This is a genomic window from Streptomyces sp. RPA4-2, assembly GCF_012273515.2.
In the GTDB taxonomy this organism is placed as follows: Bacteria; Actinomycetota; Actinomycetes; order Streptomycetales; family Streptomycetaceae; genus Streptomyces; species Streptomyces kaempferi.
Window position 1 is genome coordinate 2,211,133 of sequence record NZ_CP050975.2, and the last position, 20,916, is coordinate 2,232,048.

16 protein-coding genes are annotated in these 20,916 nt (G+C 71.6%); 2 read left to right on the top strand and 14 right to left on the bottom strand.

Annotation, left to right across the window (positions count from 1 at the left end; translation table 11 throughout):
- Positions 1–94 precede the first annotated feature (94 nt).
- Positions 95–541: a MarR family winged helix-turn-helix transcriptional regulator gene (locus HEP85_RS09375; RefSeq protein WP_168527373.1), complete on the bottom strand. Its 447-nt coding sequence runs from the start codon at positions 539–541 to the stop codon at positions 95–97.
- Positions 542–664: 123 nt separating this feature from the next.
- On the opposite strand from HEP85_RS09375, the gene HEP85_RS09380 reads away from it, so the two are divergent.
- Together HEP85_RS09380 and HEP85_RS09385 are read left to right on the top strand one after the other, a co-directional pair.
- Positions 665–1,039: a cupin domain-containing protein gene (locus HEP85_RS09380; protein ID WP_168527374.1), complete on the top strand. Its 375-nt coding sequence runs from the start codon at positions 665–667 to the stop codon at positions 1,037–1,039.
- Between the two features lie 318 nt (positions 1,040–1,357).
- A complete protein-coding gene (locus HEP85_RS09385; protein WP_168527375.1) occupies positions 1,358–1,966 on the top strand; it encodes a DJ-1/PfpI family protein in 609 nt (202 codons plus the stop codon).
- A gap of 190 nt (positions 1,967–2,156) precedes the next feature.
- Here the strand turns inward: HEP85_RS09385 and HEP85_RS09390 are convergent, their stop codons facing one another.
- From HEP85_RS09390 to HEP85_RS09450, 13 genes are all read right to left on the bottom strand, one after another.
- Complete coding sequence (locus tag HEP85_RS09390; RefSeq protein ID WP_168527376.1) at positions 2,157–3,635, bottom strand: FGGY-family carbohydrate kinase; 1,479 nt, start codon at positions 3,633–3,635, stop codon at positions 2,157–2,159.
- A 238-nt stretch (positions 3,636–3,873) separates the two neighbouring features.
- Entirely contained in the window at positions 3,874–4,608 is a 735-nt protein-coding gene (locus tag HEP85_RS09395; protein ID WP_248001878.1) for a hypothetical protein, read from the bottom strand.
- A 366-nt stretch (positions 4,609–4,974) separates the two neighbouring features.
- Positions 4,975–5,955: an ImpB/MucB/SamB family protein gene (locus HEP85_RS09400; RefSeq protein WP_168527377.1), complete on the bottom strand. Its 981-nt coding sequence runs from the start codon at positions 5,953–5,955 to the stop codon at positions 4,975–4,977.
- Positions 5,952–9,440 (bottom strand): DNA polymerase III subunit alpha, encoded by a 3,489-nt coding sequence (locus HEP85_RS09405; RefSeq protein WP_369657661.1) that lies wholly within the window; start codon positions 9,438–9,440, stop codon positions 5,952–5,954. The genes HEP85_RS09400 and HEP85_RS09405 overlap by 4 nt, the downstream gene beginning before the upstream one ends.
- A 521-nt stretch (positions 9,441–9,961) precedes the next feature.
- A complete protein-coding gene (locus HEP85_RS09410) occupies positions 9,962–11,044 on the bottom strand; it encodes a S1 family peptidase (RefSeq protein ID WP_168527378.1) in 1,083 nt (360 codons plus the stop codon).
- Between the two features lie 278 nt (positions 11,045–11,322).
- Complete coding sequence (locus HEP85_RS09415) at positions 11,323–12,411, bottom strand: slipin family protein (RefSeq protein WP_369658114.1); 1,089 nt, start codon at positions 12,409–12,411, stop codon at positions 11,323–11,325.
- Positions 12,412–12,637: 226 nt separating this feature from the next.
- On the bottom strand, positions 12,638–13,543 hold the full coding sequence (locus HEP85_RS09420) for a S1 family peptidase (RefSeq protein WP_168527379.1): 906 nt from the start codon (positions 13,541–13,543) through the stop codon (positions 12,638–12,640).
- Positions 13,544–13,831: 288 nt separating this feature from the next.
- Positions 13,832–14,614: a DUF1684 domain-containing protein gene (locus HEP85_RS09425; protein WP_168527380.1), complete on the bottom strand. Its 783-nt coding sequence runs from the start codon at positions 14,612–14,614 to the stop codon at positions 13,832–13,834.
- A gap of 4 nt (positions 14,615–14,618) precedes the next feature.
- Positions 14,619–15,908 carry an LLM class flavin-dependent oxidoreductase gene (locus HEP85_RS09430; protein WP_369657662.1) on the bottom strand — a complete coding sequence of 430 codons (1,290 nt, stop codon included), beginning with the start codon at positions 15,906–15,908 and terminating at the stop codon, positions 14,619–14,621.
- Positions 15,905–16,930, bottom strand: a complete 1,026-nt coding sequence (locus HEP85_RS09435) for an LLM class flavin-dependent oxidoreductase (protein ID WP_168527382.1) — start codon at positions 16,928–16,930, stop codon at positions 15,905–15,907. Before HEP85_RS09435 ends, HEP85_RS09430 begins: the two co-directional genes overlap by 4 nt.
- A 113-nt stretch (positions 16,931–17,043) precedes the next feature.
- A complete protein-coding gene (locus HEP85_RS09440; protein WP_329294763.1) occupies positions 17,044–18,798 on the bottom strand; it encodes an FAD/NAD(P)-binding protein in 1,755 nt (584 codons plus the stop codon).
- 155 nt (positions 18,799–18,953) lie between these two features.
- Positions 18,954–19,091: a hypothetical protein gene (locus HEP85_RS09445; protein ID WP_168527383.1), complete on the bottom strand. Its 138-nt coding sequence runs from the start codon at positions 19,089–19,091 to the stop codon at positions 18,954–18,956.
- A gap of 556 nt (positions 19,092–19,647) precedes the next feature.
- Positions 19,648–20,880, bottom strand: a complete 1,233-nt coding sequence (locus HEP85_RS09450) for a DUF5685 family protein (RefSeq protein WP_356015640.1) — start codon at positions 20,878–20,880, stop codon at positions 19,648–19,650.
- Positions 20,881–20,916: the final 36 nt, after the last annotated feature.

Here is a 20,916-nt window from a genome sequence, read left to right on the forward strand (position 1 = left end):
CGTCAAGTTACGAGTGAGTAGCCCAACTGTGAAGTTACGCGTCAGTAAAAACTTCCAGTGATAGTCGGTGGTAGTGATAAGCGCCGCCGCGCCGTCACCAGGCGGGCCTGATCGGACCGTAGGGCGCGATCCGCAGCAATCGCTCACGCAACACGCCCACCTCACCCTCTCCGAGCAGCTCGACCCATGGCCGGACGGCCTCCGCCGCCGACTCCTCCGCGGCGCGCGTGCAGGCCCAGCCGCGCTCGGTCAGCACGACCAGGCGGGCGCGCGCGTCACCTGGATGCGGGTGCCGTTCCACGTATCCCTTGCGCACCAGTTCCTCGACGAGCTGGCTGGCGGCCTGCTTGGTGACCCCGAGGTGCGCCGCGAGTTCGGTGACCGTCGCGCCGTCCGGAGCGAGCCGCGTGAACGCGAAGCCGTGCGCGGGCCGCAGCCCCTCGAACCCGCGCGCGACGACCCCCTCATGGATGCGCTGCGTCAGGTCACCGGCGACGGCGAGCAGGGCGGCGGACAGGGCCATGGCCTCGGAGTTCTGCACGGGAGCATTGAAACACCCCTCACTCATCGGTCAAGCGGCTTGACTATTCAGTCAAGCAGCTTGACTATATTCACGCGGTCAAGCCACTTGACCACTTTCGCCCATGCGCCACGGAGGCCAGCCATGCCCGTCGTCCGCCCGTCCGACGCCGTCGTCCACGAGATCCACGGCGCCCGTTTCGTCTCGTACGCCACTCCCCTCAGCGGCAGCAAGGAGTTGTGTGCCTGGCGGGGTGAGATCCCCGCCGGGACGAAGGCCCCTGTGCACACGGTCAACCGTGAGGAGATCTTCCATCTCCTCACCGGGGAACTGCTGATCACCCTCGACGGCCGCGCCGACCGCATCACCGCGGGCGACACGGTGATCATCAACCCCGGCACGGCCTTCGGCGTCGAGAACCCGACCCGGCGGACCGCGACCTCCTGGGTCACCACGTCCATCGGCCTCCGCGCGGAGCTGGCCGACGGCTCGGTCATCACTCCGCCCTGGGCCAACTGACCCTGCGGGAAGTTCGGTTCGGGTCGCGGGACGGGCGAGGATCCGCGCGGCGGGCGTCCCCGGCACGGTCGTATACGGCCCGCACCTCGCCCTCCTCCTCGCCCTCCTCCTCGCCCTCCTCCTCGCCCTCCTCCTCGCCCTCGCCCTCGCCCTCGCCCGGGGCCGCGCCCGGTTCACGGCCTCCTCGACCCGGCGGATCCTGTCGCCCCCGGGGCCAAGGGGCCACGGCAGGCAGGCCACCTGCCGCCGATTGGCCCTCCATCCGGAACGCGGCGCCGGGGACACTGACGCTCGGATGACGTCCTTGGAGGAGTCGTGATGCAGGTAGCCGTGGTCACTTTCGACGGGTTCAACGAGCTCGACAGCTTCATCGCTTCCGCGCTGATCAACCGGTGCCGCAAGGACGGCTTGGAAGCCTTCATCACGACACCGACGCCGGTGGTCACGTCGATGAACGGCGTCGAGGTGACCGGGCAGCGCCCGATGGAGTTCGTGACCGAGGCCGATGTCGTACTGATCGGCAGCGGGGTGAAGGCGCGAGACGTGGTCGCCGACGACCAGCTGATCTCCAGACTCCGGCTCGACCCGTCGCGACAGCTGATCGGGTCACAGTGCTCCGGCGCGCTGGTGCTGGCCCGGCTCGGGTTGGTGGGTGGCATGCCGGTGTGCACGGACATGAAGAGCCGGCCCTTCGTCGAGGCGTGCGACGTCACCGTGCTGGACGTCCCGTTCCACGCCGAGGGCAACATCGCCACGGCGGGTGGCTGCCTGGCGTCCCAGTACCTGGCCACGTGGGTGATCACCCGCACCCTCGGGGAGGACGCCGCGCGCGGTGTCCTCGACTACGTGGCTCCGGTCGGCGAGAACGAGGAGACCGTCGAGCGCGCCCTGCGCGCCGTCCACACGGGCGAGGCCGCACTGCGCTGACGGTCCGCGCTCGGCCTTGGGACGGTGACGGTGACAACTGCCGTCCCCCTGGGGGCTCGCACGGCGCTGAGGGCGCACCCTGTGACAGGGGACGCCTTCGGCGTGTCGTTCATCGGCCGACCGCGAACACGCTCGCCGCGACCCCGGACGCCGGGACTTCGGACGACCGTGGTGAGTACCGCGATGGTCCTCACTGCATGTCGGCGAGATCGTGCACGATGTGGAGCGTGGCCGGGTAGAGCGCCGTGTACGACGCGTACAGGCGGTCGTAGATCTCACGCGTGTGGGCCTGGGGCCGCACCGTCTTCTCGACCACTGCCCAGTCCGTGTCGCGCGGTACGAGTCCGAGCCCGACCGCGGAGAGCAGGGCGTCGCCGTAGCAGGCCCCGATGGTCTGTGCCGGTACCTGCTGTTCCCGGCCGGTGACGTCGCTGACGATCTGGGTCCACAGTCCGCCCTTGGTGCCGCCCCCGACCGCCACGATGCGCCGGACCGGGTCGTCGGGGTCTTCCAGGAAGTCGAGGATCTGGCGGGCGCCGAACGCGATGCCCTCGTAGGCGGCCCGGAACAGGTGCCCACGTGTGTGGCGCAGCGTGAGGCCCGCCACCACGCCTCTGGCGTGCGGGTCGAAGATCGGGGTCCGCTCACCGGCGAAGTACGGGAGCATCAGCAGGCCGTCCGAACCGGCCGGCACCGCTTCGGCCTCGGTGACCAGGGTGTCGAAGGACTCTCCTCCGGTGACGTCCTGGAGCCACCGCGTCAGGGACCCCGAGGTGGACATCCCCGCGGCGATGGTTCGTCGGCCCGGCTCCACCCCTGCCGTCGTCCACAGTTTGGGGTGTGCCCGGTACGTACCCAGGACCTGGACGAAGAACAGCGTGGAGCCGTACATGAGCATGAGGTCGCCGGGATGCCGTACGCCGACGGAATGGGCCTCGGCCCAGGCATCGATCGTCCCGGCGGAGACAGGGGTGCCGACCGGGATCTTCGTGGCCTGCGACGCCTCGGCGGTCACCGTTCCCACGACCTCGTGAGGGTGGACGAGTCGCGGCATCTCCAGGTGGCCCACGATGTCCGGGAGCCAGTCCTGCGCCCAGGATCCGGCATGGATGTCGTACAGCGGGTCGCATTGGCTGGCCGTGTGATGGTCGAGTACGTAGGCACCGGTGAGCTTGGCGGAGAGATAGGAGTGGGAGTTGTACCACCTCGTTCCGCGAGCCCATTCCCGTGGCTCGTTGCGCTGCATCCACAGCATCTTCGGGCCCACGGCCTGGGTGCTGAGCGCCTTGCCGCAGCGTTCGAGGACGGTGTCGGCGCCGAGCCGCTCGGTGAGGTCGCGGATCTCCCGCTCGGCCCGGCCGTCGATGCCGTAGAGGATGGCCGGCCGCACGGGCTCCACGTCGCTGTCGCAGACCAGCAGGCAGGGGCCGACACCGCTGACGCAGAGTCCGGCGAGGGTGTGGGAGCCGATCCGGTCCATCAGCTCACGGGCCACCGCGGTGAAGTCGCCCCACCAGACCGCGGCGGCGTCCACTTCGGCCCAGGACGGTCTGGGCAACGACATGGTGTGATGGCGGACGGATGTCGCGACCACGGATCCGTCCAGGGTGGTGAGTACGCCCTTGGTGCCGGCGGTGCCCGTGTCGATACCCAGCACGAGTTCACTCATGGCAGTGTGTCCGTTCCGTCGTCGAAACCGTGGGAGGAATCCTGCGAGGACAGGATGCGGGCGTGGACCGACGAGCGCTCGGAACGCGGGACCGAAGCCGTTCAGGTCCTCGCCACGCGTGGTGAACGACGTCGGAGCGTCTCCAGGTTCTCGGCCGAGGAGAAGGCCGCGCGGGCGAGACCCTCGAAATCAACGCGCAGCCCATGAGACGGTCAGAACAGGCCGCAGCGGTCCGTGGTCATGGGTTGGCCGTCGCGGTGGAACCCACGCCGGTCGTTGGAGAGGCGGACGGCGGACGATAATTCGGGTGCAGCGAAGGGGACAGCGGAGCCAGCGACTCGCACAGCGAGGACGGGAAGGCGGGCTCCTCGCGCCGCACGTCCCGGCAGCCTCCGGCCGAGGTCCGGATGATCGGCTCCCAGCCCGATTTCTTCGCCCGGAAGAACCAGCGGTCACCCAGCCGGGACGAGCAGGCGGGGTCCGTCGAGTCGCCGCAGGCCGGTCCCGTGCGCCAGGAGAAGTCCAGCACCAGCCACTTCCCGTCGCACTTCTCCGAGTCCCGGTACGTGTGCTCGGGCGCGCCGACCGCCATCAACGCCTGATCGTAGGAGGCGGCGGTGCAGCCGGTGGCCGGCGGTGTGCAGCCCAGCTTTCCGCACAACCGCAGCGCGGGCGGCTTGGCACCCTCGGCGGTGAAGCGGGTGTAGTGGTCGACGATCACGTCCCGGTCGCCCAGCGGCTCGGGCAGCGTGACCTCCGCCGTGGCCGTGCTCTCTTCGGTGCATCCGGAAGCCCTGTCCCCGGACGGCGAGGTGAAGGTGACCTGCACCCGCACGAGGTCCGTCATCGGGTCGGTGAGCACTGCCTCGAGCTTGCGCACGCACGCACGGGCGCCACTGGGCACCTGCGTGTCGAGGAACAGCGTGCGCCGGTCCCCGCCGAGGTGGACCCCGGTGACCGTGGAAGGCTGCATCGTGGTCCATGGGATCGGCCCGGTCACCGTCGACGAGGGTGACCTCCCGTCCCCCTGACCGGCCACCTGTGTCCCGCACGCGCCGAGGAACAGCACGGCAACGGCGCAGAGCAACACGGCCGCTCGACGCGTTCCACCCGATCGTCGCAAGAGTGCTCAATCCCCCCGGCAGGCACCGACGTTACCCGGACCAATATAGGACTGCGGCCGGGAGGAAGGAGCGGGACGGGGGCTGCCCAGCGCTCCCACGCCCGGCGAACCAGCCACGGCCACCCTTTCAGGACCAGCGCTCCTGGGCACTCGGGCCGAAGTTGAAAAACGCTCAGTGACATACCGCCGAGTTCATCGGGTTCTTGGCGCAAGCGGTCAGTTCGCCAGAGCCGCCGGCCGTACAGCCTCTGGCCCGAAGCGTCGACGGGCGCGGTCCGCGGCGGCTTCGGCTGCGCGGGCGCGGGCATCGCCGGGGTCCAGGGAGAGCTGCCGGCAGGCGCCGTCGGACGGCCGCAGCCCGTCGGCACGGATCGCGAAGGCGCGGACCCTTGCGCGCTGCAGCCCGAGGGAGGTCAACAGCCCCAGGGCTGTTGCGGCGAGGGCGGGTGAATGGTTGGTGGGTTCCGGCAGCGCACGCGTGCGCGTGGTGGCACTGCGGTCGGCGTACCGCACCGTGAGAGTGAGCCGGTCGGCGACCTGACTCTCACCGCGCAGGCGTTGGCCGATCCGGTCGGCGAGCCCCAGCACCGCGCGGTGATGCTGGGCAGGATCGAGGGAGTCCCGCTCCAGCACGAGGTCGGCCAGCAGATGCGCTGCCGGTTCCGAGGGGGTGACCGGCCGGGGGTCGCGGCCGCGGGCGCGCTCCGCCAGCAGCCGGGCGGGGCCCGCGCCGAGAAGTCGCTGCAGGGTCCCCGCCGGCAGGTCGACGATCTGGCCGATGGTGTGCAGCCCGTACCTGCGGAGCGTCTCCGCGGTGGTGCGGCCGATTCCGGGAAGAGCGGTGACCGGCCGGGGATACAGCCAGTCGGCCACGTCAGCGAGGGGAACCCAGGTGGTCTCGCCCGGCGCGGACGCGTCGGCCGCCATGGCCGCCAGCATGCGGTTGTTCGCGAGCCCGGCACTGCTGTCGATGTCGTAGAGGGCCTTCAGTCTGATCTTCGCCGTCTGGACCATGTCGTACGGAGACAGATCGAAGTACCGCAGCGCCGATGTCAGGTCGAGCTGGACGGCGTCGGGCGGCACGGCCTGGACGTGCGGCGTGATACCGGACATCAGTTCGATTACGTCGCCGTACTGAGCCTCGGTCAGTGCCGCGTGCAGGTGGAGGTGGGCGATGTGCCGCTGACGGATGGTCATCCCGCGCTCCCCGGGCTTCGGTGGCCGAACTTCTTCAGGTCGGCCGAGCGGGTGCCGGCGGGCTGCAGGTCGGCGTACGGGTGCAGCCGAGCGCCCGTGGTGCCGTTGGCCAGGGTGCGCCGCGGCTGGGCGGGCGCGGGGTGCGACCGTCCCGCGGCCGGCTGGGCCGGGGTCGGGTGCGGGTGGTCGGCGCCGAGGAGGGCGAGGGCGGCCTCGGGGCCGTTGTCGCGGCGGGCGGCGGCGATCTCGTCCAGGTCCCAGGCCATGGTGCCGACGACGGTACGGCGGGTGCCGCGCACCTGGACCGTGCCGCGCACCAGCAGCAGCCCGCTGTGGAAGACGGTGTACGCGCAGGCCGGGTGGGAGTCCTCGAAGAACGCCAGGTCGACCAGGCCGGAGCCGTCCTCCAGGGTGACGAAGATGACGCGCTTGCCGCTGGCGATCGGCGGGGTCTGGGTCGAGGCCCGCACACCGGCGACCAGCACCTGCTGACCGGCGCGCAGTCCGGCCAGGTGCGCCGCGTCGGTCGCGCCGATCTCCCGCAGCAGCCGGTGATGATGCTCCATCAGGTGCTTGGACACGTCGATGCCGAGCGTGCTCAACTCGGCGCTCAGAGCCTCTCGGCCGGTCATCTCCGGCAGACCACTCGGCTCGGCTCCCCCGACCGCGCCCGTGTCGAGAGGCAGTTGGCCCGAGGCCGCGGTCCGGTTGCGGGACTGCCGGTGCAACTCGGCGATCTGCAGCAGCAGGTCGCGGCGCGTGAGGCGGCCGTCGTGCAGGGAGTTCAGGGCGCCGATCTCGGCGAGGCGTTCGGCGACGGGTCTGCCGGGACGGCCCCGCTGCCAGAAGTCCGACAGGGATCCGTACGGCCGGCCCCCCTCGATCCGCGCGCACTCGTCCTCGCTGATGCCGTGCACCGCGGACAGCGCGAGCCGCACGCCCCACTGCTCTCCGTCGATCTTCTCCACGGTGTGCTTCACCTGGGAGCGGTTGACGTCGACGGGCAGCAGCGGCACGCCGCGGCGGCGGGCGTCGGAGACCAGGACACGCTTGGGCCACATGCCGGGGTCGTGTTCGAGCAGGCCGGCCAGCAGGAACGCCGGATAGTGCGCCTTGAGCCAGGCACTCTGCAGGGCCGGTACGGCGAAGGCGACCGCGTGGGCGCGGCAGAAGCCGTACGCGCCGAAGGCCTCGACGGTCTTCCAGACCTCGTCCCGGACCGCCGCACTGTACCCACGTGCGCGTGCCAGACCGTGGAACCAGTCCTTGATCTTCGGCAGCCGCTCCTTGTCGCCGAGCGCACGCCGGGCGATCTCGGCCATCGCGCGATCGCAGCCGGTCATCACATGCACCGTCTCGATGATCTGCTCGTGCCAGATGGTCACGCCGTAGGTGTCGGCGAGCACCGGCTCCAGGTCCGGGTGGGCGTAGGCCGGCGAGCCGCCGTGGCGGGCGGCGATGTACCGCTCGGGCATACCGCCGGCGACCGGTCCGGGACGGAAGAGACTGATGTCGGCGATGACGTCCTGCGGATCGCGGGGCTGCAGCCGGGACAGAAGGTCCTGCTGGCCGGGTGACTCGAGCTGGAACAGCCCCAGCGTCTGGCTCTCCTGGATGAGCTTGAACGCGAAGACGTCGTCGAGCGGCACCTGCTCGGGGTCGTCCAGGTCGATGTGGTTGCCGGTCACCCGTTTGATCTCGGTGACGGCGTGGGCCATCGCGGACTGCATCCGTACGCCCAGGACGTCGAGTTTGATGTTGCCCAGCGCTTCGATCTCCTCCTTCGCCGCCATCGCCATCGGGTAGTCGCCCTGAGGGGTGGGCTGTACGGGCAGGCGGTCCAGGAGCGTCGCGTCGCTGATGACCACGCCGCAGGGGTGCATGGCCATGCCGTGGACCAGGGAGTCGAGGCCTTCCGCGAGCTCCCACAGCGGCCCGTAGCGGTGCGCCTCGGCCGCCAGCCGACGCAGTTCGGGCAGTTCGGCGAGCGCGCCGGTGATGTCCGCGGCCCGCAGGTGCGGGAAGCTCTTGGCGATCCGGTCGACGTCCGCGGGCGCGATGCCGAGGGCGAGGCCGGTGTCCCGCAGGGCACGGCGTGCCCGGTAGGTCTCGGGCATGGCGGTGACCGCCACCCGTTCCTTGCCGAACCGGTCGAAGATCACGTCGTAGCACTCCAGCCGACGGGCGGACTCCACGTCGATGTCGATGTCGGGCAGCGAGGCGCGGCGCACGCTGAGGAAACGTTCGAACAGCAGGCGGTGGTCGAGCGGATTGGCCGTCGCGATATCCAGCGCGTGACAGACCATCGACCCGGCGCCCGAGCCGCGGGCCGCGACCCGGATGCCCTTGGCCCGGATGTCGGCCACGACCTGGCCGACGGCGAGGAAGTACGAGTCGTAGTTCAGCTCGGAGATCACGTCGAGCTCCTCGTCCAGCCGGCCGAGCACCGCACGGTCGTGGTCGAGGCCCCGCCGGGCCAAGCCGGCCTCGCACTGCCTGCGCAGCAGTTCCGCGGCTCCTCGTGCGACGGGCTCGGCGCCGAAGACCGAGGGTTCCGGGAAGTGCGCGACGCCCAGCCCGAGGTCCGCTCGGGGATCGACGGTGCACGCGGCCGCCGTGTCGGCGGTGTCCGCCATCAGCCGACGGGCCCGCCTGACGTCCGCTCCGGCGCATTCGGCGACCATGCGCGCGACGACCGCCATCGCCTGCTCGTCCTTCAGCCAGCGTTGCCCGCTGTCCAGGCGGCGCCGGTCGATCGGCCGCAACAGCCGGGCCGCGTCCAGGACGTCGGCGAGGCGGTGCTGGTCGGGGTCGGCGTAGCGGACGGCGTTGGAGAGCACGGCGGTGGTGCGGGTGCGGTCGGCCAGGGTGAGGGTGCGGGCGGCCAGCCGCAGGGATCCCGGGCCTGTGCCGAAACGTTTCTGCGCAACGACTTCCAACCGGACCTCCCTCCCGAAGATCTCCGTCCAGGGCGCCAGCAGCTTCATCGCGACGTCCTCCCGGCCCACCGACAGCGCCCGGACCGGCTCCGAGAGCGGCCCGAGCAACACCGTCAGCCCGGGGCCGCCGTACTCGCGCAGCGCCTCCCACGGCACCACCGGCGGCGTACCGGACACGGCACCGGCATGGGCGGCCGACGTGATGCGGCACAGCCGCGCCCATCCCGCCCGGTTCCGCGCGAGCAGCGTGAACCGCAGGGGCGGCTCGACGACGTGCACGCCGCCGCGCGCCGGCGTGCGACGGCGCTGGGCCGGCGGCGGGGGCCCCAGGGCCTCCACCGCGAGGTCGACACCGAAGACCGGCCGCACCCCCACTTCGGCGCACGCCCGAGCGAACCGGACGGCCCCGGTGACCGTGTCCCGGTCGGTGAGCGCGAGCGTCGTCATGCCTCGCTCGGCCGCCCGCCGGACGAGCTGCTCGGGATGGGCGGCGCCGTAGCGGATGGAGTAACCGGACGCGACGTGCAGATGGGCGAAGCCCGCCATGCCGCACCTCCCTCACTCCTACCCCCTTTTCAGCCATACGCCCGATACGTTCATCGCACGCTCGTTCGATTACTCTAACCCCATCAGCCCCGGTCAGCGATTAGATTCGAACACATCAGCGATTCTTTGGCGAGTGGAGCAGCGACCGGAGCAGGTGCCATCCCGCCACCTCCCCAGCGGGGAAGCGCAGTTGGGGAAAAACACCCCGCGGCACACTCCGCACCGCCGCCACCCAGTGGCCCGAGACCGGCGGACGGCGACGGCGCGCAGCACGGAGGTCACTCTCCGTGACATGCCGGGTCAGGCCGGTCACGGTGAGCGCGGCGGCCGCGATGGTCGCGGTCCCCGTCGGCGGCGGTCCCGCGCGGGCGGGGCGCGGCTCGAGGAAGCGGGCGGTGCCGATACCGAGGTCGCCCCCGGGCTCGACGAGACAGCCCTGCTCGTCGTGGGGGCACAAACGGCAGAGGTCCCGTCCCCGCGGGTGCGGGGACGGGACCTCTGCCGGAGAAGCGGGCGAGCGGTCAGCCGATCTGGGCGCCGAACGCCGAGAGTGCCTCGGTGACCGGCTGGAAGAAGGTCTCACCGCCCGAGGTGCAGTCGCCGCTGCCGCCGGAGGTGAGGCCGATGGCGCTGTCGCCGTCGAAGAGCGAACCGCCGCTGTCACCGGGCTCGGCGCAGACATCGGTCTGGATGAGCCCGTTGACGACGTCCCCGTTGCCGTAGTTCACGGTGGCGTCCAGGCCGGTGACCGTGCCGCTGTGCACCTGGGTCGTCGAGCCGCTGCGCGTGACCTTCTCGCCGACGGTCGCCTCGGCCGCCTTGGTGATGGGCTGTGAGGAACCGTTGTAGAGGTCCACCGCGCTCGGGTGCTCGGTGCTCCCGGTGTACTTGACCAGTCCGAAGTCGTTGTCCGGGAAGCTGGACTGCTCGTTCGTGCCGATCTGGTTGCCGCTGGAGTCCGACCAGGTGGAGATCGCCTCGGTGCAGTGTCCGGCGGTGATGAAGTACGGCTGGCCGCCCTTCACCACGTTGAAGCCGAGCGAGCAGCGGCCGCCGGAGCCGCTGATGGCGTCACCGCCCGCGATGAAGGGCTTGAACTCCCCCTTCGTCCGCTGGAGTTCGGCCTTGGAGCCGAGTGAGTCGACGACCTTGGCCAGCTTGGCCCATTGGGTCTTGGAGACCGTCCGGTCCGCGGTGACGACGACCTTGTTGGTCTGCGGGTCGGTCGCCCAGGACGTGCCCGGGATGGTCGCGTCGCTCTTGAGCGTCGTACGGGCGCTCCTCAGCTCGGCGAGGGAGTTCTGGACGACTCTGGCCCTGGCGCCGGCCGACGCCACGGCCTTGGCCGCGGTCTCGTCCAGCACGTTGACGACGAGGTGCCGGGACTTCGCGTCGTAATACGTTCCCGCCGCGTCGGCGCCGAGGTCCTCGCCGAGGGTCGAGGCGAGCTTTCCGGCCGCCGCGATCGACAGCGTGTGCGGCGTGGGGGCCTTCGGCGTCTCGCTCGCGTTCGCAGTCTGGAAAGTGGCTCCGGCGGCGACGAGTGCGGCGATGCCCGCACCCGCCATGACAGCACGCCTCGCGGGTATGCGTCGGTGCTTCAACTCACGTCCTCCTGTGGGGGGTCGGTCAGGGAGGTTGTGGGGACCTCCGGGACCGGAAGGCGTACGGACACACACCCGGCTCACAGCAAAATGCCGTGTCCATGCCCGTTGTTCGCCGCCCACTATTCCGAGACGCACAGGGAGCACACAAGGTCGACTTCAGGACGCGCGTACGGCAACGGGCCTGCGCCCCGCGCACCTTGACCGTACGTGGTCATAGCACGCGAGTTCCCACTGCAAATACTGTGTGCGAGTGGTCGACATGCGGCCTGTGAGGTCTAGTCCTGTCTTGATTTCGCCCCATCGGGACTCTGCCCCAAGGGGGTTTCGGGAAGCGACGGTTGCTCCCGCACCGATTGCGGGGTGGCTGGAGGTGCCGGTTCCGGCGCGATCGGCTTGCCTGGGATCGGTTCCGGTGCGATCGGCTTGCCTGCGCTCGGCTCCGGTGCGACCGGCTCTCCCGCGATCGGTTCCGGTCGCGACGCCGATGCCGGTGCGACCGGAACCGGGGCGGGTTCCGGTGCCGGGGCCGCCGGTTCGGGTGCCGGGGCCGCCGGTTCGGGTGCCGGCACGACCGGTACCGATGCCGGTGCCGCCGGCGCGGCCGGCTGCTGGGCCCGCTCCAGGAACCGCAGCAGTTCGACGGGGAAGGGCAGGACGAGCGTGGAGTTCTTCTCCGCCGCCACCGCCACCACCGTCTGCAGCAGCCTCAGCTGCAACGCGGCCGGCTGCTCGGACATCACCCCGGCGGCCTCCGCCAGCTTCTTCGACGCCTGCAGTTCCGCGTCCGCGTTGATGACCCGGGCCCGCCGCTCACGGTCCGCCTCCGCCTGCCGGGCCATCGACCGCTTCATGGTCTCCGGCAGCGAGACGTCCTTGATCTCCACCCGGTCGATCTGCACGCCCCAGCCCATGGCCGGGCTGTCGATCATCAGCTCCAGGCCCTGGTTGAGCTTCTCGCGGTTGGACAGCAGATCGTCGAGGTCGCTCTTGCCGATGATCGAGCGCAGTGACGTCTGCGCCATCTGCGAGACCGCGAAGCGGTAGTCCTCGACCTGGATGACCGCGTCGGCCGCGTCCACCACCTTGAAGTAGATGACCGCGTCCACACGCACCGTGACGTTGTCCCGGGTGATGCCGTCCTGCGCGGGCACCGGCATCGTGACGATCTGCATGTTGACCTTGCGCAGCTTGTCCACGAAGGGCACGACCATCGTGAACCCGGGTCCACGCGCCTCCGAGCGCAGCCGGCCCAGGCGCAACACCACTCCGCGTTCGTACTGTTTGACCACGCGGGCCCCGGCCATCACATAGACCAGGCCCACCGCCGCGACGGAGACTCCCGCCACCACCAGTTCCTCGACCATCACGGCCCCCCAGGGTCCGACGTGGCGCATCAGGCGTGTGCCAGACCCTTGTCGGGCCTGCCTCACGGGTTCACTTCGACGGTAACCCCGGCACCTGAACAAGGGCGAGCCCCCGCACGCCGGTTGCGTACGGGGGCTCGCCTTCTGCTGGCTGCAGGTCTGGCCGTGCGGGGCACTGTGGGGGATGTGCCGTGGGGGGAGTGGTGCTGTGGGGGGAATCAGTCGGTCAGCCGACGCTCACGCCGTAGTAGCTCAGCGCCTCGGTGACCGGCTGGAAGAAGGTCGTACCGCCGGAGGAGCAGTTGCCACTGCCGCCGGAGGTCAGACCGTAGGCGACGGAACCCCCGTAGAGCGGACCGCCGCTGTCGCCGCCCTCGGCGCAGACGGTGGTCTGGATCATCTGGTACACCACGTCGCCGCCGCCGTAGTTGACCGTCGCGTTCAGCGCGGTGACGCGGCCGCTGTGCGTGCCGGTGGTCGAGCCACGGCGGTAGACGGTCGTGCCCACGCTGGGCGTGGCCGCGCTGGTGATGGTCTGGCTGCCGACCGCGCTCGGGTGGGCGACCGAGGAGTTGGTGTAGCGGACCAGTGCGAAGTCGTTGGTCGGGAAGCTGTAGCCGACGTTCGTGCCCAGCGTGGTGGTGTGACCGGAGTTGGAGTACCAGGTGGAGGCGACCTCACCGCAGTGGCCCGCGGTCAGGAAGTAGTAGGTGCTCCCGCTGTGCACGTTGAAACCGAGCGAACAGCGGTAGGAACCGCCGTAGATGGCGTCGCCGCCGGTGATCAGCTTCTTGAACTTGCCCGGGGTGTGCTTGATCGTGAGGGCGGCGGAGTCGCCGCCCGCGTCCTTCTTGATCTTCGCGATCTCGGTCTGGGAGACCGTGCTGTCGACGGTGACGACGACACGGTTCGTCTTGGCGTCGACCGCCCAGGCGGTGCCCGCGACATCGGAGTTGAGAACCGACTTGTTCACCGTGCTCAGCTGGGTGGCGCTGAACGTGTGGACATCGGCCGCGTTCGCGGTGGGGGCGGCGAACGCCGCCGCGGCCACGAGTCCGGTGGTCACGGCGATCAGTTTGACGCGTCTCGCTATGCCGCTGCGAGGAGTGGGGGTGGTGCGCTTGATCCTCACTTTTCGTTCCTCCCGAGGGAAGTAGGGGGCCCGCGTGGGGTCGGGGCCCGTGAGGCGCAGCCGGGAGTCGCTCGTCCGGATTCCGGACAAGCCGTGCCCCTGACAAGCGCTGTGGGGGAGTATTCGGCCGCACGGCCGACCGGCGCAAGGGCGCCTTTCGGCCGTGCAGCGTTCAACTTGCGTACGACCAGGGGGTGTTGATCTCCCCGGCACGACGGTGCGGAATCCGTGCGGACCGGGGCGCTGCCCGCTCTCGCGCACCCGCTCCCCCATCCCCCGCTCCCCCGCTCAGCTCAGCGTGCGCTCCCCCGCCGCGACGGCCGCGCCCAGCGTATTCCCGGGAGGGGGGAAGGGGCAGACGAAGTGGTCGGCGAATGCGCACGGCGGAAGCACGGCGCGGTTGAAATCCACGGTCGTGCGCCCCTCGGCGTCGGGCGCCGCCGGGCGCAGGAACCGGAAGCGATGACTACTGTCCCCGCTGGTGGCGTCGGCGAACACGGCCCACAGCGAGCCGTCGCTCTCGACCGACACCTGGAGCGTGAGATCCGCGCCGTCCAGGGTGAAGGCGAGGATGCCGCCGAGTTCGAGTCCGCGGGTCTGCCCGTCCGCGTTCTCCACCCGTACGGTGCGCCTCTCGCCGTACGGCGTGAAGTGCCCCGGCACCGACCAGCGTGGATCGTACGGCGTCGCCTCGATGCCCTTGAACGCCGTCCGCGTCGAAGCGGCGGGGTCGAAGTCGCGTACGCCCCAGACTTCTTCGCGCACCAGGACGGCGAGGCGGCGCTCACCGGTCCCGACGCGGGCCCCGGCCGCCGGGCCCACGTCCGCCACCAGCCGGACCTCGCCGGTGAAGGGCGCGCCGTCCACGCTGAGACCGTCCTCGGGCGCGGCCGTCAGCACGACGCCCTCCTCCTCGGCGGTCCACCGCCCGGGGATGTCCGGAAGTCGCCCGTCCGGATCATCCTCCAGCCAGTACGTGCCGGTGAGCGCGAGCGGGCCGTAGGGCGCGGACACCGTCTCGATGCGGTGCTCGTGCCACTGCTTCCAGTCCTCGGATGCGTCCGTCGTCATGTGATCAACCTTTCCACAGCGGCCGCGCCGACCCGAGGTGTGAGCGCAGCGTCGTACCCGTGTATTCCGTGCGGAAGGCGCCCCGCTCCTGGAGCAGCGGGACCACCCGGTCGACGAACTCGTCGAGTCCACCGGGGGCCGGACGGGGGACGAGGACGAAGCCGTCGGCGGCGCCGGCGGTCACGAACGCGTCCAGCTCGGCGGCGACCGCCTCCGGGGTGCCGACGTACGAGGGCGGTCCGTACGCCTCGGGAAGAGGGCCGTCGGGGTCGTACGAGGAGAGGCCGGCGCCCCGGATCTCCTGCGGCGCGACGGTCAGGTCTCCCTCTGAAATCCCTTGACGGCGGATGTCGGCGGCCCGTTCCCTCGCCTCGGCGGTGGTGTCGCCGAGCACCACGGTCACCGCGGGCATGATCTTCAGGTCGCCGGGCGCGCGCCCGTACGTCGCGAGCCGCCTCTCCATGTCCGCGCGGAACTCCCGGCCCGCCTGCGGTGTCCGGTGCCGCGTGATGACGACCTCCGCGGTGGACGCGGCGAACTCCCGTCCCCCGCCCGAGCCGTCGGCGTGGATGATCACGGGGTGTCCCTGTGGCGAGCGCGGCACGCCGAACTCGCCCGCGACGTCGACACGCCGGCCCCGGCGGGCCGAGGCGCGCGGGACACCCTCCGGGGGACAGGATTCCCACAACTCCCGTGCCCTCTCGATGAATTCGGCGGAACGTGCGAGAGCGGCCTCCGTTGTCCGAGTGGGACGGGAGCCTCCTCGGCGACGGTCGGCCGGGTCCGGGGCGCCGTCGCGCCGGAGGTCCTCGCCGGGCACTGTGTCGCGGGAGGTGACCGTGGCCCAGGCGGCCCGGCCGCCGCTGAGGTGATCCAGCGTGGCCAGTCTGCGGGCGAGTCCGTACGACTCGTCGGAGCCCGCGCCGACCGCCGCGGCGAGCCCGAGCCGCCCGGTGACGGCGGCGAGCCCGTGGAGAACGGTCAGCGGCTCCGGGTGCCCGACGACGCCCGGATCATGGGTCGTTCCCCGGTGCTCGCGCGGTCGCGGGCTCTCGGTGAGGAGAAGGAAGTCGAACAGGCCACGCTCGGCGGTGCGCGCGAGGTGTTCGAAGGAGGCGAAGTCGGTCCGCGGACCCTCGTACGGATCGTTCGGCGGGCCCTCGTACGAGCGGGTCCGCGGGCCCTCGTAGGAGCCGGTCCGCGGGCCCTCGTACGAGCCGGTCCGCGCGATGAGGCCTCCGCCGCCCGGCAGATGCGCCGCCAGGTGGATCCCCCCGCGCGTCCGTACGGTCATGACGCTCCCCCGGTCACGGCGTACCGGCTCGCGGGCCGGGCCAGTCGCAGGTGCTCCCTGAGCGTGCTTCCCGGATAGAAGGTGCGGAACAGACCGCGGTGCTGGAGCAGCGCCACCGTTCCGTTCACGAGCCGTTCCAGGTCACGGCGTGGCTCGAGCGGGGTCAGGTGGAAGCCGTCGACGGCCTCGGACTCGTGCCAGACGGCGATGAGTCGGGCGAGGCCGACGGGACCGCCCCGGTACAGGAGGCCCTGCGGGGTGTGCCGGGGACCGCCGCCGCCGTGGCCGGGCTCGGCCGCGCGTTCGCCGTCACCGAGGTCGACGGTGAGCGCGCCGAGGACTCTCAGCGTGTCGGGAGCGCGGCCGGACTCGGCCGCGGCATCGCGGAGTTCGGCCCTGAGGGCGCGGGCCTGCGCCGGACCGGTGACCCGCAGGAGTGCCACGTCGGCGTACCGGGCCGCGGTCCTGCGGGCGGAGCTCCCGGTGGCGTCCACGACCCGGACCGGGTGGCCCTGCGGGGGCCGCGGCTCGATCGAGGGACCCGTCACGGAGAACGTGCTGCCCCGGTAGTCGACGCGGTGCGGCCCGTCCCGGCCGGCGAAACCGCCGGTCACCCCGTCACCCGTGCCGGTGTCGCCTTCCCCGTCGGCCCGGAAGCGGGCCTCGTCCTCATCCTCGTCCTCCTTCTCGCCCCCGGCCGTCGGCCCATCGGACTGCCAGCCGGCCCGGCCGCGGCTGATCCAGTCGAGGGTCGCCACCGCCTCCTGGACGCGGCAGGCCTCGGTGCGGATGCCGGACACGGACGGCACCAGACCGATCCGGCGGGTGACGGGCGCCAGCCGGGCGAGCACTCCGAGCGCGTCGGGGCCGGGGCTCGCGAAGGGGCCGCCGAGCGTCACGAAGTCGAGCGCGCCACGCTCCGCGAGTTGCGCCGGCTCGACGTACGCGGCGGCTTCGAAGGACCCCCGCTGATCGACGGCGGCGGCCAGGTGCAGCAGCCCCCGGCCATGCGGTGCGGTCATATGAATGACACCTTCCCCTGTCCGAAATCCACGAACAGCCATGAAGAGACAAGGAGGCCTGAAGACAGACGTAGGGCCTCAAAGACATCGAGGGGCCTTGCGGCGGGGCGGGTTCAGAAGACGGCGCGACAGGCGAGGTCGCGCAGGAACACCAGCGCGGCCCGCGCCGTCGCGTCGTTCTGCCGGAAGGCCGGCCCGCCGGTACGCGGCCGGGTGAACGCGCCCGAACCCCGGGCGTCGGTGTGCGGGCCGAGCGCGAAGCGCCGGGGGTGCGGGACGCCGGAGCGGTCCAGAACCCTGCCGTCGGCGGGGTCGACGGCGAGCAGTCCCTCCGGGGTGGCGGCGGCCCCTCCGGCGTACAGCTCGCGCAGCAGGGTGTCGCGGGTCCGCTCGACCGTGGGGTGCGGCAGTCGCGCCTCGACGAGAGTCCGGGCCTCGACCGTCGCGCCGGGCACGGTGGCACTGCCCGCCCGGAAAACCCCCTCGGCGGCGGTGACGGTCATGTCCGCGCCCAGGAACCGCAGGATCCCGCCCCGTGAGAGGGCCCGCATCTGGCGCAGCCGCGGTCCGGGCGGCCCCGACGCGAGAAAGCTGAAGAAGCCGTGCCACCAGGAACCGATGTCACCGAGCCTGACCAACTGACCGTAGACCGAGAGCAGTCCGAGGAAGACCGCCGAGTCGGCGCTGTGGGACGCGTCGTGACGCCTGGTCAGGTCGTCCTCGATGTAGGCGCGCAGTCCGGTCTGGAGTTCCTCGTACGAGGTGTGACGCACCCCGTCCAGCGGGCGGTCCAGCGCGGCGAGGTCGAGCCGGTCGGCGGGGTCGGGTACGGCGGAGGCCACCAGTGCCTGGATCTCGGGGCCGTCCCCGGTCCCGTACTTCTCCTCGAAGTCGGTCCAGGCGATCCGCGTGCGCTCGGGGTGGGCGGTGAACAGCCGGTGGTAGTGCGCGAACCCCAGCTCCTTCTCGACCAGCGGCCACACATCCCGCCGGAAGTCGAACCCACCGGGCCGGGCGAGCAGTTCACCGACCTGGTCCGGCCCGAAGAACCGTGGCAGCGGCGGCCGTTCACCCGTCCAGGCGTAGCCGATCTTGGAGTGGTAGGGGACGCCGCGCCGGGAGCCGACGTACAGCACGGGCTCGCGTCCGGAGGGCAGGTAGGTCTCCCCTTCGTACCGTCCGCCGCGCCCCTCGGTGAGCAGCACCATCAGGTCGACGAAGGCGAGCCCGAAACCGCGGACGAGAACCGGTTCGCCCGGTCTCAGTGCCGCCAGGTCGCTGTCGGCGGTGAAGTCCGGCGGCAGGTGGACCAGGCCGTGCGCGCGGGCGTACGCGGCCAGTTCCCGCTGTTCGGCGTCGAGTTCGGCGTCGAGGTGGCCGAGGGTGAGGACGACGAGGTCGGCGCCGAGCGGGTGCGCGTGGCCCTCCAGCCACACCAGTTGACGCCCGTCGCGTCCTCCGTCGATCCGCAGGGCCCGGCACGGATGGTGGTGGACCGTGATGCCCGGCGGCAGGGCGGCCACCGTCCGCTCGTACACCCAGCGCAGGTACGCGCCCTGGCGCTGCCGGTCGGCGAAGAGGTGTCCGTCGAGGGCGGCCCACTCGTGCAGCGTGGGGCCTGCCAGGACCGGCCCCGCCATGTCCACCGTCTCGTCGGTGAACATCGTGACGTCCTGGGCCTCGGAGTTCATCCACAGCAGCGGTGACTGCTCCTCGCGCCAGATGCGGCCGCCGCCCGGCGGATACGGGTCGACGAGGTGGATGTCGAGGCCCGAACCGGCGTACAGCTCGGGCGCGTTGGCGGCTATCCGTTCCAGCAGCCCGGTCCCGCGGGGACCCGCGCCCACGATCACCAGCGCGGGACGCACGGCGTTGCCCGCGTGCGTGTTCCCCGGGTGCGTGCCGGCCGGACGCGCGCCGGCCGAGTCCACGGTCGCGGGGTGCGGGGTCGCGGGGTGCGCGGCGGACGGGGGCGTGGCGGACGGCTGCGCGGTCGCCGGACGCGTCGTCGCCGGACGCGTGCTCATCGGGTGCGCTCCGCACCGCGCGCGTAGTGCCTCTCGACGTGGAACCGGCCGGGACGGCGCCGCGGGACGACGCGCGGGGACGCCGTGTCGTCCGGTACGGCTTCGGTGATCTTGGTGAGGGTGTCCGAGGACATGCTGAGGCTCCGTGACGCATCGAGTCGAGCACGGGTGCCTTCACACAGGTCAACGCGGGTGACACTGGGCGCCGCGAGGCGCGCACGGCCGAGCCCCTCAGCAGGGCCGTGCACCGAGGGTACGGCGACGTTTCCCCTCACTGTCAAGGTTGTCCACACTGTGAGCCGTACGTCTCAGGTCAGTTGACGCGGAAACGGATGCCTGTTCCACTTGGACCATGCATTCGCAGCAGTGGCTGGTCACGCGCTCCCACATCGACTTCGGTCGAGTGTGGTCCTCTTCCTGTTGAGCTGACCTCCTGCGCGACCGCCCGAAACGGGCGCCCTCCGCGTTTCCCCGCTCCCCCTCAGGCCTTCACACACACGCACCCCTCCCCTCGCCGTACCCCTTCGCTCCCGCTTTCAGGAGACCTCCCGCCATGCGTACGTTCGCGCGTACCGCGACGGGCGTTCTACGCCCGTCGCCCCGCTCACCTCCGCGACTCCGCCGCTCACCACCGGAACAGAAGAACCGGAACACGCGGCGCCGCGGCCGACCCGGTCCGAACGACACCCACTAGATCCCGCAGTCGCAGCAACTGCAGCATTCACAGCACTCGCAGGCCTCGCAGCAGTCGCAGCAGGAGCAGTCGCAGTTGCCGCACCAGCCCTCGCGCCGCTGCCGGGACCACGGCCCCTCGAACTCGTCGGCGCAGCACACCTTGCAGGTGCAGCACAGTCCGATCGCGGCGGCGCACCCGGCCCAGAAGCCGCGCCTGCCGGGCCCGGACGGCTGGAAGGAGGGCCCGCCGCCGAAGGGGGCACCCCCACCGGCGTAGGGATTGGGCCCGTCGTACGGATGCGGCGGCTGCCGCGGGTCGTACGGGCCGCCCTGCCGCGGTGGCCCGAAGGCTGCGGCCGCGTCCGGACCACCGTGCTCCCCGTGCCCGCACCCCGACGTCCCGAAGGCCCGGTCCACGGAACGCGCCAGCTCGTGGGCGAGCAGGACGTGCGCCAGCCTGCCGTCCGTGAACGCGACCTCGCGCAGCGCCAGCCGTATCCCGTGCAGCGCGTCGTCGGCGAGCCGTCGTGCCTCGGCGAGCGGCGTCCCGGTGGCCGTCAGCGGGTTCCAGGCTCCCGACGCGGCGTCAGTTTCCCTGTCCTCCACGGCGTCCAGCAGATGCGCGAGCCGTCCGAAGAGCCGGCCGGCCTCGGCGAGCGGTGCGGCGTTGCCCGGCCGGCCGGCGAGGGCGGCGGTGTGCGCGAAGGCGGCCGCGGTCGCGGACTCGGTCGGCTCGGTGACGGTCAGCAGCGGCGTTCCGGGCCCGGCGAGCGTCTCGATGCCGATCTGCCGGTCCACGGCGTCGACCAGGACGGCGGTGTCGAAGCCGACCTCGGACCCGGTGCGGGCCCCGGCGCGCCCCCAGCTCGCGGCGACCCGGCGAGCGGCGAGCGCCACCGGCCTGCGGGCCAACAGCCCGTCCCCGTCGGCCACGTGGTCGCGCACCTTGGCGGAGGCCAGCACCAGCGAGACGGCGGCGGCGAGCCGGGCGCCGTCGCCCTGCGCGACGGACGCGGTCCGCATGCCGCGCAGGGGGCAGGGGCCCGCCGTACGCCGGCCTCCGTCGGCGCGCTCGACCTGAGCCTCCGTCAAAACCGATATCAGCAGACCGTCATAATTAGTGACGATCCGAGCGAACTGCCCGTGGTCCCCGCGCAACGCGAGGCAGAGCCCGCACAGATGCGCCATCCACTGCGCCTTGAGCCCTTCACCGAGCCGGTGGCTGCAGGGCCTCACGATTCCGAACACGACACTCCCCCGTGACTCGTCCGACGTTGAGCTGCG

Bases quoted from the DNA above. Each gene is read 5' to 3' on its own strand.
- HEP85_RS09425 (WP_168527380.1), bottom strand. From the start codon at position 14,614: ATGACGACGGACGCATCCGAGGACTGGAAGCAGTGGCACGAGCACCGC.
- HEP85_RS09430 (WP_369657662.1), bottom strand. From the start codon at position 15,908: ATGACCGTACGGACGCGCGGGGGGATCCACCTGGCGGCGCATCTGCCG.
- HEP85_RS09400 (WP_168527377.1), bottom strand. From the start codon at position 5,955: ATGACCATCCGTCAGCGGCACATCGCCCACCTCCACCTGCACGCGGCA.
- HEP85_RS09380 (WP_168527374.1), top strand. From the start codon at position 665: ATGCCCGTCGTCCGCCCGTCCGACGCCGTCGTCCACGAGATCCACGGC.
- HEP85_RS09385 (WP_168527375.1), top strand. From the start codon at position 1,358: ATGCAGGTAGCCGTGGTCACTTTCGACGGGTTCAACGAGCTCGACAGC.
- HEP85_RS09390 (WP_168527376.1), bottom strand. From the start codon at position 3,635: ATGAGTGAACTCGTGCTGGGTATCGACACGGGCACCGCCGGCACCAAG.
- HEP85_RS09405 (WP_369657661.1), bottom strand. From the start codon at position 9,440: ATGGCGGGCTTCGCCCATCTGCACGTCGCGTCCGGTTACTCCATCCGC.
- HEP85_RS09415 (WP_369658114.1), bottom strand. From the start codon at position 12,411: ATGGTCGAGGAACTGGTGGTGGCGGGAGTCTCCGTCGCGGCGGTGGGC.
- HEP85_RS09395 (WP_248001878.1), bottom strand. From the start codon at position 4,608: ATGCAGCCTTCCACGGTCACCGGGGTCCACCTCGGCGGGGACCGGCGC.
- HEP85_RS09435 (WP_168527382.1), bottom strand. From the start codon at position 16,930: ATGACCGCACCGCATGGCCGGGGGCTGCTGCACCTGGCCGCCGCCGTC.
- HEP85_RS09445 (WP_168527383.1), bottom strand. From the start codon at position 19,091: ATGTCCTCGGACACCCTCACCAAGATCACCGAAGCCGTACCGGACGAC.